The sequence below is a fragment of the Asticcacaulis aquihabitans genome, from assembly GCF_032490435.1.
Lineage (GTDB): Bacteria > Pseudomonadota > Alphaproteobacteria > Caulobacterales > Caulobacteraceae > Asticcacaulis.
In genome coordinates this window covers 215178-228080 of sequence record NZ_JAVGWM010000005.1, presented here as the reverse complement: position 1 = coordinate 228080, position 12903 = coordinate 215178, and the positions used below count along the sequence as shown (strand labels likewise).

The window sequence follows — 12903 nt, the reverse complement described above, 5'->3', positions numbered from 1 at the left end:
GGATCAGCCGCGCGACGCACCGGGTTCGGTCTGTTGCTTCACCCAATCACCGATACCCAACTGAACCGGCACTTCGTCCAACACCTTATTGAGCTCTGTGTTCTTTGCCGACATGCAGCCGCGATCATGCTGAAGGACAGTCTTTGTGCCATCAGCCTTGGTCCAGGTAATCACATAGTGTTGCGCATCTGTACGTCTTTGCTCACATTGCGTGTCGGCCGTTATTCCATCCGCCGGCCGAAATGTGGCAAGGGCTTTAGCCGCAGCATCATATGCCTTTCCACCCGCCTCGCGTTCTTTTGGCCCCACGACAGCGGTGTGGCGCTCTCCCATATAGGCGACATGTCCAGCGGGGGTGACTTCGAGCGAATATACCGGGCAGAAGCCAAAACAGGGGCCGACTGAATATGAGATTGTTTCCTTTTGTGGCCCGGCTCCGCCGGGCGCCAGCGGGTTCATGGTCGTGCATCCGCCAAGCGTCAGTAAAACGACGCCGATCCCCACCGCACAGGTGAAATTGGCCACCCGGTTCGTCACATTTTGCATATCGTCTCTCATAAACATTTTGGCTTAGTCCAGACCGATCGATCTAAACAGCCTGTGAGTGTGCCTGCGCATTGTGGTTATATCGGGTTCGTAAAGTGAACCTCGCATGAATGGTCCGACGCGCTATCATTATCTTGGCGCGCGCACGGTCTTAACTGCGTCCGGCCTACACATCGATCCACTGTAAGAAAATTTATATCTTATACCTTGTTGGCCTTGAGCAAATTGCTGGGCTGGGCTATACCGATTTTTGCATCAAGAGTTGGGCTCAGCCCAACGCCAACCTGCCCTCCCAGGCAAGGTGGCAGCCTTCTGGCGATGCGGCCGATCGTCGGCAACGAAATGGGATCTACAATTGCCTCCCTTTCGAGACCTTGAAGCTTAAGGCTTGAAGCATGAATGCGCCCACCGTCTTTCACGCAGCTGATGATAATTTCGACAGCGAATTTCCCGGCTGCGTGCTGACTCATTGTTTTTACCTGACGACAGACACCCAAGCGGATATTGCGGCAGAAGCTCTAATGGCAATCAGCCATATCGGCGCGAAGCTCGACGGGATGAACCTATCGCGCACAGGTGGCGCCCTACACCACAAACTACGGGTTAGGGGTATCAAGCCTAAAGAGGCGCGATCGCTGGTGGGACGCCTCGCCATGGTGCCTGGCGTTGCGTGTGCCACCGTGGAGCACCTGATATCTCCGGCCCCGCCTCCCTAGTCGGATGAGGTGTAAGGGCGCCTTCCCTAATTCTAAGGGCCTCCCCGGCTATCTCTTTTGAAGATGCGCCACAAAGCCGCCGCGTGCGCGCATATTCAAGGTGATTGATTGATCAGGCGTCACCGGCTTAGACTGGCGATTATAGGCATCGGGCTTGTCTTGATCATCGCCAAGTCCAACCAATTGCCAGGGGCCTTTTTGCAGGAAACTCAGTTTCACCGTCAGGTCACGTGCTTCACCATTATTGATGGCCGCAATGTACCAGTCGTTGCCGCGACGGCGGGCCATCACAACGGCCTTGCCCGGCTCGCTGCCCTCCAAAACTAGCGTCTGATCCCAAATGGCGGGCACAGCTTTTAACACGTCCAGACCCGGGTTGGCCAAATAGGTCGCGGGATGCCCGCCCATAGACAGATAGGGCGAGGTAAAAATGACCATCTGGGCCAATTCATGCGCCCAGCTATTTCCTTGAAGTTCCTTGGGCTCAAACACGGTCGGCGTATAGTCACCAGGGCCTACGACATAGCGCGTAAAAGGCAGGATCGTGTCGTGTTCCGGCGGCAGCTTGCGGTTATAGCGCGTGATATGCCATTCATGCCCGCGCACCCCCTCACGGGTCAAAACATTGGGCCATGTCCGCTCTGTGCCAGACGGTTTGGCGGCACCATGAAAATCTACCATCAAATGATCAGCCGCAGCCTCTTTGGCAGTGGCAATATACCAGTTGGTCCATTCCCTGTTGGCACCTTGTGGGAAATCGACCTTGACGCCCACAACACCGATATCAGCAAAACGACGAAACAAGGCTTGCCGCGCAGCAGGCGTCGCCACGTCATTACTGTGAATCCAAACCCAAATACCAACCCCGTGCGCGCGGGCATAGGTGGCTGTATCGGCGAGAGACTGCCAAGGCTGCTGCCATTTCGCCCAGCCCTCATCGATCAGGTAATATTCGAAACCAAGTTGATGCGTCCAATCAACCCATTGCTTTTGATCGCTTTCCAGCGGGTCACCAATAGCCAGCCACTGCCACGACGAACGCCCTGGACGTATCCATTTTGCCTCTGCCAACGCTTTTGACGGTGGCGGGTTAAGGTTCTGGACCAGGGTTGAATTCACAAGCTGCGTCAAGTCGCGCGCAATGATGGTGACACGCCACGGCTGAACGACGGCCTCGTTCGTATGCCAACCGTCAGGATCGGCATAGAGACGCGTAACGAGCATACCGTCATGTAAATGGATGGAACTGTCGCCATAGTCGACAACGGCGGCCTCACTCAGCGTGACCCAAAGCCCATTGACCTTGGCTGTCAGGGGCAGGCCATAGTTTTTGTCCCCCATCTTGTCCAACGTCGTCTCAGCGTAGACATTCTCATAATCGGAAAAGAATTCTGTCGCCCATAGCCGTGGATTACCACCGGCCAGCTTCCAACCCGACTGGTCGGCGTCTATACGGCGTTCGGATAAGGCCGGGAGTCTAAGCCGCACGGCAACACCATCATTTGCCACGTGGACATCTGCCTCTATCGTCTCGCCATTCGATGCCACAGAAATGGTTGCCGTATTCGCCTTGTTACTCGCCCAGGCCTTGCCACCAAAGATGGGGTAACGGTCATCTATTTTGCCGCGGCGAAACGACTTGATAGACACCGCCTTGCCCAAGTCGTGCCCGTTCGTACGCAGGCCTATAGGTGAAGGTTCCAGAACGGGCTTGCCATCGGCCGTGACACGGTAGGTTAAGATACCGCCATCGTCATCAACCGTGGCTGCAACCTTACCGTCTGGGCTCATGACCTTGACCTGTCGCGCCTGCGCTGCAGACGCCATCAGAACCAAGGAGATCAACCCCGCACATAGGGGCAGGATACAGGAGGCTGAAATTTTCATAACCAATCACACTTTTTCGAACGGATATTTTTGATTCAAATTATCATACATATTGCACATATGATGCGCGATAAATTTCTTCACTTTTAGAGATACCCCGGCATTTTAACGACTGGCAACCAAGACGCAGGGTGTATGGCCAGCCGTGTTCTATCACCGCTCTGCCTTGCAGCCGGAGAGCGCTCACTAAAGCTGGCCATGCCGGGCTATCGCTTAAATTTCAAGGTTACAGGCTTTCCCGTATAGACGACGGTCTTCGAAGCTACGCCCACTTCGCCCGCGGTTGCCTGGCCAGGTTTGGCGATCACGACATTCAGTGTGCGGGCGGTCACGAGCCCCGGATAGGTGCCTTTACGCGCACCGATTGACAAGGTTTGCGCCTTGTCATTCCAGACAAGATCGTAGGTCGCATACTGGCCCTTTTCGTACTTATAGGTCTCGTTATCATCCTCATAGAGGGTGAACTTGGCATCAGCCCCGGGATATACGCGTATTTCATATGGGGCGTTGGGCTTTTCGGTCGCGTATTGCTGCACAGGTCCCATGGGAATAATCGATCCGGCCCGTACATATAGCGGGATGATATCCAGCGGTGCTTCGCGGACAACAGTCTGTCCGCCGTCCAGCCGGGTATTGGTGTAAAAATCATACCATCCCGCCCCTTTCGGGAGATAGGTCGCAACCTTGAGGTCGATGCCCTTGTAAGCGGCTGCCAAGGCGTGGAGCTGGCTGGGCGTGCGCCAGGCGAGTCGCAAGCTGCGTTCAGCCGTTCCTTGGAAATACTCGATCTTCACCGAAACCTTCTCACCCTTTTTCAGCGTGATCTTTGCACTCTTGTACCGTTTGGGACCATTGTTCCAGTCTTCTACGATCTTCTCCCCCTTGACGAACAGGCGAAAGCCGTCGTCGCCCTGCAGACCAAGCTCATATTCCCCGTCTTCAGGGGCAATGAGATCACCCTCCCAACGCGCGGAGAAGTGCTCAACACCGTCAAGCCCGGCCGGCGGTTGCGCCAGCGGCGGCCCAGGCCATTTCAGGTCGATGGTCGCGTCCACCGTTTTCCCTTTGGCGGTTTCGAAGTTTTCGCCTGCGAAATATTGGCCGTCCAGCCCTGCCCGCCCGGCATCGTTAGTCAAGAACTGAGCCGGTATGGTTTCGGCCGGCGGGTTTTGAACATGGTACATGGGCCGAGTAACCGGATGCACCAGCATAGACGACCCGAACATGAATGCGTCATTGATGGCATAGGTCGCCTTATCCGCCGGGAAATCCATGGGAATGGCACGCATCAGTGTGTAGCCGTCAGACGTAATTTTCCAACTTAGGCTGTAGATATACGGCAGCAGGCGGTAGCGCAGGTTGATGCTCTTCACCAAAGAGCCGTACATTTCCGGGTCTATATCTTTGAAAATATAGGGCTCACGCTCAATGCTGGTTCCATGGACCCGGAAAATGGGATTGAAAGCGCCGAACTGAAACCAGCGGGCGAAGAGTTCGCGATAGGCCGGGTTTTGCTCGCCGCCAGGATATTCCGTTACGAAGAACCCGCCTGTATCCTGTGACCAATAGGGATTGCCGGTAATTGTCACATTGACGCCACCGTTGATTTGCTCGCCGAACGTCTTCCAATTCGCGAAAATATCACCCGACCAGGACGCGGCGCCTGTGCGTTGTGCCCCCGCCCAGGCCGAACGCGTCAGGGTAAACACGCGCTTGTCACTGGTGGCGCGCTGACCGTCATAAGTGCCTTGCGTCGTCATCAGGGTATAGGGATTGAGGTACCGGGAAAAATCACCAAGCGCGTTGGTACCAAGACTCTTTATGTCACGAATATTGTCATTGGGGTCCCAAGCGGCGGTGCCAACTTCTACTTCGGTGCCATCCATCCACAGCGCATCAACGCCCTTATCAAGCAGACCTTTCTTGATATATTTGAAATAGATTTGCCGGCCGAGCGGGCTGTAGGCGTCATAAACCCGGGCCTTTTTTGAAATCCAGTGCAGCGGTTCAAAGCGCAGATTGTGAGCGTCGAGTTCCTTGCCAAGCTCCGTATCGTTCCCGACGGACGGCCAGATTGAAATCATCAGTTTCAAATGCTCGTCGTGCAGCGTCTTGGTCATGGCCTCCGGATCGGGATACCGCGCCTTATTCCAGATCATGCCACTCCACGTACCGTCGGTGTCGCTGCCCCAGTATTGCCAATCCTGCACGATGTAATCGAGCGGAAACTGCTTCTCGCGGAACGTGCGGGCGACCTCAAGAAGGCGCGCCTGAGTCTTGTAGCGTTCCTTGCTCATGAACAAGCCAAACGCCTGTTTGGGGTACATCGGCGCCTCGCCCGTCAGGTGGCGATATGATTTCACCACCTCATCGATGCTTCGCCCGCCCATGAAGTAATAGTCGACGCCGCCCGGTGCGCTTTCGGCCCATAGGGTCGCGCCGTTGGCGTCATCCTTGAACGTCATCTTGGAATAGGTGTCCCAGAGAATGCCGTATGTCTCTGACGAGACCATGACTGGGATCACAATACCCGTATTTGTTTGGGCTAGCAGGATGTCCTTGTTGCGGCGGTTGAGCTCGCCCTCATCAATGAAACCGAACCCGAATATGCCTTCATCGGGCTTCAGGGTGAAGGTATTTTGCGCCTCATAGGTCGGCGCGCCAGAGATGTCGACCTGCTTCAGCGTTTCCGGTGTCTTCGCGCGCTCGCGCGTATAGACCTTGCCCGCAGCATCCTTGAAGGTCAGGGCGCCCGAGCTTTTATCGACGACGATGGTAAGCTTTGCCGAGACGATACTCAGCTCAAGCGGCGTTTCTTTAATATCAAAAGCAACGGGCTGGGGTTTATCGACTATAACGATACTCGGTGCTGTCCAATAATTTTTACCCAGGTTCGCATTTACGCGCACCGTCTCAGGGCCATAAAAAATGATGTTCTTGGTGATGCCATCGTGTGAAATCTGCACACCGTCTTCCAGGCGTACAAACGACATGCCGGTGGTCTCTGGCGGCGCCTGTACCTGCATAAGGTGACCGTTGGCATCCAGGCCATTGGGAGCCACGGCCGCTGCGATGCCGGGCACGAGCCCAATGACGGACAGGCACGTTGTTAATAGAAGTGTTTTCAATTGCAGATTTTTCATCCGGCATTGCCCCTTTTTATGGCACGCCTACATCTATCATACACACCCCAGGCGGGCGCTACTGACACGATAAAACGCATATACAGATTTAACGTGCGCAGATGTTGATGCACGCGCAGCCAGAAACATGCATTTTATTTTAGGCGAGATCCTGTTTGTTTCCCGTAACTAAACCATTTTATTGAAAAACCGCAATAAAAAGCCGGCATCAATTATCAAAGTCTTGCAAAAGCTACATTGGCCTTTGTAAACTATTACCGACGTCAATCTATCTATCCCGCTAAAGAAGTCAATTGTGATGAAAGTTATTTCTATTAGGGCAAGCCTCTGCCACCGCAGGCTTGCGTTCGACGGACTTTCAGCCCGGACAACCTGCCACCAGGAATGCGATAGTTGAGGCGATCAAAGTGGCGAGCGCCGTTATGCCCAGTCACACGAATATGAGCGTCGTAAATTTGTTATTTACCAAAACGATTTGGAAACCATTCAGGTTTTAGGTTAAGTTGTCCCCCATCGCGGCGGGGATTCGCCATCGATTTTTTACTTCGGTTAGTGCAGGACGGCGGCCGGCACTCACGGAATTAGGTTTGGTTTGTAAGCTTATGACCGCATCGCACGCAAATCCGGCGCTTTTGACGCGCCGTTCGACCCTCGGGCTGCTCTTGGCCGGCCTGGCCGGCAACGCGGTTGCCCCGCAACTCGTCAAAACGGTCGAAGTCGCCGCCACCGCAGCGGCACCCGCTATAAAAAAGCTGGCCGCGCCAACGCAGTCGTGGCCGTCGCTTGATGCCCTGGGTCAAGCCATGGTGGACAAGAAGCTGACGCCAGGCTTGTCGCTGAGCGTCATGCATGCGGGCGCCCTTCTCTATTCCAAGGGTTTCGGCCTGGCCAATGTCGACAGCAGCACCGCCGTCACGCCACAAACCGAATTCCGCATCGCCTCGATCACCAAGCAGTTCACCGCCGCGTCCATCCTGCTTCTGGCGGAGGACGGCCTGCTGACGCTCGATGACCCGCTGTTGAAATTCATGCCGGAATTCCCGCGCGCCGCCGACATCACCCTTCGCCAACTCCTCAGCCATACCTCCGGCATGGGCGACTATATCAACGGCCAGTCGATGGACGTCCTGACCCAGGCTCAGACACGCGACTACACGACCGACGAACTGGTCAAGATCATCAGCGCCCGCCAACCGCTTTACCGCGCACAGCCCGGCGCAACCTGGCTGTACAGCAACAGCGCCTTCACCATACTCGGCATCGTCGTTGAAAAGCTGTCGGGTATGGCGTTCGCCGATTTTGCCTTCAAACGTTTGTTTACGCCGGCCGGGCTGACGCAGACCAGCATCGACAAGACCTGCACCGTCGCATCGGTTTGCAATGGCTATCGCCCGAACTATAAGGCGCCGACCAAGTTCGATACCGTCCTGCCCGTGTCGGCCAGCTTCGCCGGAGGTGCGGGCGCAATCCGATCGACGACGGAAGATCTGTCGCTCTGGCACCACGCCCTTCTGGAGGGCAAGGTGCTTAAACCGCAAAGCCTGCGCGCCATGCTGACACCGACCCTGCTGAAAAACGGTACGCCGGCCTATGAGCGGCGCGGCAACGACCCAATGGAATACGGATTGGGCCAGGGTCTCGGCTCGATGAACAATCTCAAACTGGCTTCACATGGCGGCCGCATCAACGGGTTTACGGGCCATCTGCGCAGCTTCACCGACCAAAAGCTTACCGTCGCCATCCTGTATAATAGCGACGGTGGCGGCGCGCCCGGTTTTGCCGCAGCTCAAAAAGGCCTGAAAACCGAAGCCAGCCGCCTGGGCCTGGAATATCTGGGTCTCAGCAAGGGCTAAGCTCGCCCAATCCGCATCTCCGCGGCATTTTGCCCGCTGTACACGCCGTAATTGCATAGTTTAAATGACGGCGATGCATCTTCGGTGCCGGCAAGTTCCGTATCTTCTTTTTATACGGCGCCATGGCAGACTGGATGCTGTTCAAGGAGCACAGACATGGCCGACATCACCTACCATATTTTCGACAACAATACCGGCGAGGAAATCTACCTGTCGAACGACTTCCGTTTCCTGGATACGCCTCAGCCTGAACACCATATCAACGATGAAAACATGCGCGATCGCTTCGGTGGTCCGGCCATCGTAAATCGTGTTGAAACTGCCGCCGATGGCTCGATAAACCTGTATGTCGACGGCAGCGAAGAACGCGTTAACAGCGACAATCAGGACGGCGATCAGGCCTACCGCCGCTCATAGCCGCACATATCAGCGAGCCTATGCGGGCACCCGCGTCTCCGCAAATCCCAGAGTGCCGACCTGACTCAGTCAGATCGGCACTCTACGTCTTTGATGCACTTTTATGAGATACGCGGACTTTGGTCAGCGCGACAGAGTCACACGCCAGATAACATTGCCGACGTCATCGGCGACCAACAGAGCCCCCTTGCCATCAATCGCCACACCTACAGGGCGGCCTTGCGCCTTTCCGTCCTTCAAAAATCCGGTGAGGATATCTTCCGGAGCGGCAGACGGCATTCCCCCCGAAAAGGGTACGAAAATAACCGAATATCCGCTCGGCGGATTGCGATTCCACGATCCATGCTGACCGACAAACGCCCCATCGGCATACTTCGCCGGCAACAGATTGCCGGTGTTGAAGGTCAGGCCAAGTGAAGCTGTATGCGGCCCCAGAGCATAGTCGGGCTTAATAGCGCTGGCGACCTTTTGGGGGTTCTGCGGCTTCACACGCACATCAACAGTCTGGCCGTAATAGCTGTATGGCCAGCCATAAAAGGCGCCATCCTTTACTGAGGTCATGTAGTCGGGCACGAGGTCGCTACCTATCTCATCGCGCTCGTTGACGACAGTCCACAAGGCGCCGGACTGTGGCTGCCATGCCATACCATTGGGATTGCGCAGACCGGAGGCGAATATCCGCTTCTGGCCGGTCGCTAGATCAACTTCCAGAATATTCGCCCGTTCTGTCTCGGCGGGGATACCGTTTTCCGCGACATTGCTATTCGACCCGACCGTAACATACAGCTTCTGGCCATCTGGGCTGGCAATGATATTCTTGGTCCAGTGGTGATTGATTGTGCCGGCCGGCAGGTCGACAACCTTGGTGGCCGACGCGGTGATCTGAGTATCGCCACTGTGGTAAGGAAACTTCACGACCGCATCGGTATTGGCGATATAGAGCTGATCCCCAATGAGGGCCATGCCAAACGGCGAATTCAAACCGTTCAGCAAAACAGTCTGCAATTCGGCCTTGCCATCCCCGTCAGCATCGCGAAGCAGCAAAATCTTATTTGGACTCTGCGGCCCTGCGCCCGCCTTCTTCATGATGGCCTTCATGAAAAACCCCTTGATGCCTTTCGCATCATCGGGCTTTGGCGGCGCATTGGTTTCGGCAACGAGTACATCGCCATTCGGCAGGACGTATATCCATCGCGGGTGATCAAGGCCGCGGGCAAAAGCGTCAACGGACAGGCCCGGCGCAGCGACGGGCTTGCCGCCGTCAGGCCAGCCTACTGCATCGGCAACCTTTACCGTCGGAAGAAGCGTTTTGTTGGGCGACGGGAGTTTTGGATTTGGGCCAAAGCCATCGGCCAGTGGCAATTTCGCCGTTTCACCGCAAGCGGTCAGAAGACAGGCAGCGGATACAGCCAATAGGAATGGGGCGCCCCTCATTGCGTGACCATGTGGTCGCGGTGTGACGCTATTTGAGGCATGCCGTTGATATCACGGCAGGCTTGTGCGCACCGGCGGCACACGGCCGCACACTGCTTCATCTCATCGCAGTCGAACGCGTCGCAAGACTCTGCGCAAGCATCGCATATCTCGGCGCAGGCCGCGCATTCCGCCAGGTAATGTTCAGAGCCACGCGTCATAAAATCGGCCGCTGTCTGGCAGGCCTGAATACAATCATTCATGATAAGCGCATGGTCATGCCCAACATGGGCGCCACCCATATCGAGACAATGGTTATAAAAGGTGTCCTGGCAGGTGTCGCGGCATTGCCAGCACAATTCAATGCACACCTTAATATGTTCCGGATGATTTCGCATAGCCTGCACTCCCTGACAACGTGACGCCACATAAGGCATCGCGCCGCGGTGAAGATGCACGGCCTATTTTACCGGCAAAGATAAGTTTGTCGTAAGCGGCTCTACGCCGCGCGCATTAGCTGTACCGACTCACCGTCGCCTTGCAGCTTCAGCGCTGGGATAGCCTCCAGCATGGGCTTCAATTGCGCCAGGGACGCCGGCTTGACCATGTAACCCGATGCGCCCAATTCACGCGCCCGCATCTGATCCTGATCGTAGGTGGATCCGGTGCACATGATGACCGCGACGTGCTTCAGGCTCTCGTCTGCCTGAAGCTTTTCCAGCATTTCAAACCCATCCATTCCAGGCATGTTGATGTCCAGCAACAGCAGGTCGATCTTTTCGTCGCGGCTACGTGCCTGTTTCAGCGCTTCCAGCGCTTCGCGCGCGCCATTCGCCACGGACAGGTTGAACTTCATCTTGTCACGCACCTGCAGGAAAACCCGGGTGAGTTCCACATCCGACTTCCGGTCGTCAACCAGAAGGACATTGGCCAGCTTTTCATGAGCTGAACTGTCGATAGCTAAAGTGTCCTGGGTCATCCAATTATCCGTGTTGCGGTCAGGCTTTTCCCGATCAACGACCGGCGGCAGGCTGAATATGAAATTGGCGCCTTTACCCACCGTCGATTCACACCAGATGCGCCCACCATGCAGACTGATGATCTTGCGGCACAACGGCAAGCCCAGACCCGCCCCCTCCTCATTCTGGTTCAAACGCTTAAAGGGCTGGAAAATCCGTGCTGTGTCGTCAGCCGCGATACCAGGACCGTTGTCGCGAACGCTGAATTGCCAAACCCCGTCAACTTTCTTGGCGGAGATATGCACCTCTACCCCTTCAGGGCCGTGGTGAATGGCATTGGCAATCAGGTTTTGCAAGACCTGCATCATATGGGTCGGATGCGCGGCCACTTTTGGAAGAGGATCGGACGTCACAGCGACACCGCGTTCGATAATTAGCTGCGCCAAATTTTCCTTGGCCGCCTGAACCATGTCATTCATGTCGCACGGCTGGCGCACCAGACGCGACGGATCGTCAAGCTGCGTATAGAGAAAAACAGTATCGACCAGCATCGCCATCCGGTCGGCGGCCTTTCGAATAAAGTCGAAATAGTCGGGGCGGGTCTCGGGCGTGCCCCCGCCTTCGACAATCAGATCGGAAAAGGAACGGACCGTCCGTACAGGCTCGCGCAGATCGTGTGCCAAAGCCCGGGTGAATACCTCAAGCGATTCATGCTGAGCTTGAATACGGGCCTGCTGCGCCTCCAGGGTTCTCACCTTCTCGCGCAGCGTTTCGTAAAGCTGTATATTTTCCAGAGCCACCGAAGTGGTGTCGGCCAAGGCCTGCAGGATAGCTATTTCCTCGTCTGTCGGCGTTCGGTTTACCGCCCAGTAATTGCCGATAGCGCCAATGGGCGCGGCACGGCGGATGGGTACCATCGCCAGACTTTTCACGAAAGTCGGCCGGTAGGCTTCCGCTGGAACGCGCGCATCCTGGTAAATGTCGGGAATCGTCACCGCCTGCTGGTTGAGCATAACCCATCCGCTGACGCACATTTCCATTGGAAACCGCTTCCCCTTCCACAAGGGGGCGATGGCACTCTCATCGGCATAGTAGCAGGTATTTCCGTCACGCAGGACAAAGGTCGCCCCATCGGCACCGGTCAAACTCCGCGCTGCATTTCGGACGATGGCCGCAACTTCGCCGACGTCACGGGCTTGAGACAGTGCCTGAACCACACCAACCAGATGCTCCATTGCCCGGGTATAGGTAAGTGATGGACTGTCAATTTCCGGCATGCTTTCAATTGGGATTTCGGCCATGCAAATACTCAAATTTCAATGAAATTAAATGTACAGTAACAAGTGTTTCGGTTTTACTAAAGACACGTCTTCGGGAGCGGGCTCAGCTATGAACACGCGTGAGGATAGCCAAATGGTGATTTGAACATCGCCATTTTCCGTGAGACCGTCGGCCATGGCCCAGTATTTCTCGCACATTGAAACACCGTTTGGCATGGCTGCGGCCGCCGTGGACGAAGACGGCGCCGTTCTGGAATTTACCTTTCTGAACGGTGAGATGGCCACCCACCTGGCTCACAAGGACAGGGCGGAACATGCGCCCAACCGTCTCAGGCATGTGACCACTCAAGTCCATGATTTTTTTGAGCGAAAGCGAACCGACTTCACCCTGGTTCTGAGGCCGCAAGGCACGCCCTTTCAGCAGAAGGTCTGGCAAGCGCTGTGCGATATACCGTTCGGCGAAACCTGGTCATATCAACAAATTGCTAAGGCAGTTGGCGATATCAAGGCGACCCAGGCGGTCGGCGGCGCCAACAACAAGAACCCCATCGCATTGATAATTCCGTGCCATCGCGTCATCGGCAAGAGCGGCGCCCTCACCGGCTATGGCGGCGGGCTGCCGCTAAAGCAGAAACTACTCGATTTCGAAACTCCATTACTGTTCTAGCGCGCCAAGACGGCGCCCAATT

At 55.8% G+C, this 12903-nt stretch carries 10 protein-coding genes and 1 riboswitch; of the genes, 4 read left to right on the top strand and 6 right to left on the bottom strand.

The features are described from left to right. Positions 1-3: 3 nt before the first annotated feature. On the bottom strand, positions 4-546 hold the full coding sequence (locus tag RCJ00_RS18850) for a DUF6438 domain-containing protein (protein WP_316223877.1): 543 nt from the start codon (positions 544-546) through the stop codon (positions 4-6). A gap of 247 nt (positions 547-793) precedes the next feature. Continuing rightward, a riboswitch (SAM-I-IV-variant riboswitch) is annotated at positions 794-898 on the top strand. Between the two features lie 43 nt (positions 899-941). Between RCJ00_RS18850 and RCJ00_RS18845 the strand changes: the two genes are divergently transcribed. Further along, a complete protein-coding gene (locus tag RCJ00_RS18845; RefSeq protein ID WP_316223876.1) occupies positions 942-1262 on the top strand; it encodes a hypothetical protein in 321 nt (106 codons plus the stop codon). A 48-nt stretch (positions 1263-1310) separates the two neighbouring features. Here the strand turns inward: RCJ00_RS18845 and RCJ00_RS18840 are convergent, their stop codons facing one another. Together RCJ00_RS18840 and RCJ00_RS18835 are read right to left on the bottom strand one after the other, a co-directional pair. Then, entirely contained in the window at positions 1311-3149 is a 1839-nt protein-coding gene (locus RCJ00_RS18840) for a glycoside hydrolase family 97 protein (protein WP_316223875.1), read from the bottom strand. Positions 3150-3355: 206 nt separating this feature from the next. Next, entirely contained in the window at positions 3356-6292 is a 2937-nt protein-coding gene (locus RCJ00_RS18835) for a glycoside hydrolase family 31 protein (RefSeq protein ID WP_316223873.1), read from the bottom strand. 602 nt (positions 6293-6894) lie between these two features. On the opposite strand from RCJ00_RS18835, the gene RCJ00_RS18830 reads away from it, so the two are divergent. Both RCJ00_RS18830 and RCJ00_RS18825 read left to right on the top strand, forming a co-directional pair. Continuing rightward, positions 6895-8145, top strand: a complete 1251-nt coding sequence (locus RCJ00_RS18830; protein WP_316223872.1) for a serine hydrolase domain-containing protein — start codon at positions 6895-6897, stop codon at positions 8143-8145. A 156-nt stretch (positions 8146-8301) separates the two neighbouring features. Next, positions 8302-8562 carry a hypothetical protein gene (locus RCJ00_RS18825; protein ID WP_316223871.1) on the top strand — a complete coding sequence of 87 codons (261 nt, stop codon included), beginning with the start codon at positions 8302-8304 and terminating at the stop codon, positions 8560-8562. Positions 8563-8685: 123 nt separating this feature from the next. Here the strand turns inward: RCJ00_RS18825 and RCJ00_RS18820 are convergent, their stop codons facing one another. The 3 genes from RCJ00_RS18820 to RCJ00_RS18815 form a co-directional block, all read right to left on the bottom strand. Further along, on the bottom strand, positions 8686-9996 hold the full coding sequence (locus RCJ00_RS18820) for a PQQ-dependent sugar dehydrogenase (protein ID WP_316223870.1): 1311 nt from the start codon (positions 9994-9996) through the stop codon (positions 8686-8688). Next, on the bottom strand, positions 9993-10373 hold the full coding sequence (locus RCJ00_RS20700) for a four-helix bundle copper-binding protein (protein WP_524524941.1): 381 nt from the start codon (positions 10371-10373) through the stop codon (positions 9993-9995). Before RCJ00_RS20700 ends, RCJ00_RS18820 begins: the two co-directional genes overlap by 4 nt. A gap of 101 nt (positions 10374-10474) precedes the next feature. Continuing rightward, entirely contained in the window at positions 10475-12235 is a 1761-nt protein-coding gene (locus tag RCJ00_RS18815; protein WP_316223868.1) for an ATP-binding protein, read from the bottom strand. A 154-nt stretch (positions 12236-12389) separates the two neighbouring features. Between RCJ00_RS18815 and RCJ00_RS18810 the strand changes: the two genes are divergently transcribed. Next, entirely contained in the window at positions 12390-12881 is a 492-nt protein-coding gene (locus tag RCJ00_RS18810) for a methylated-DNA--[protein]-cysteine S-methyltransferase (protein WP_316223866.1), read from the top strand. Positions 12882-12903 lie beyond the last annotated feature (22 nt).

Coding starts and splice junctions, on each gene's coding strand:
- RCJ00_RS18850 (WP_316223877.1), bottom strand. CDS start 546: ATGCAAAATGTGACGAACCGGGTGGCCAATTTCACCTGTGCGGTGGGG.
- RCJ00_RS18845 (WP_316223876.1), top strand. CDS start 942: ATGAATGCGCCCACCGTCTTTCACGCAGCTGATGATAATTTCGACAGC.
- RCJ00_RS18840 (WP_316223875.1), bottom strand. CDS start 3,149: ATGAAAATTTCAGCCTCCTGTATCCTGCCCCTATGTGCGGGGTTGATC.
- RCJ00_RS18835 (WP_316223873.1), bottom strand. CDS start 6,292: ATGAAAAATCTGCAATTGAAAACACTTCTATTAACAACGTGCCTGTCC.
- RCJ00_RS18830 (WP_316223872.1), top strand. CDS start 6,895: ATGACCGCATCGCACGCAAATCCGGCGCTTTTGACGCGCCGTTCGACC.
- RCJ00_RS18825 (WP_316223871.1), top strand. CDS start 8,302: ATGGCCGACATCACCTACCATATTTTCGACAACAATACCGGCGAGGAA.
- RCJ00_RS18820 (WP_316223870.1), bottom strand. CDS start 9,996: ATGAGGGGCGCCCCATTCCTATTGGCTGTATCCGCTGCCTGTCTTCTG.
- RCJ00_RS20700 (WP_524524941.1), bottom strand. CDS start 10,373: ATGCGAAATCATCCGGAACATATTAAGGTGTGCATTGAATTGTGCTGG.
- RCJ00_RS18815 (WP_316223868.1), bottom strand. CDS start 12,235: ATGGCCGAAATCCCAATTGAAAGCATGCCGGAAATTGACAGTCCATCA.
- RCJ00_RS18810 (WP_316223866.1), top strand. CDS start 12,390: ATGGCCCAGTATTTCTCGCACATTGAAACACCGTTTGGCATGGCTGCG.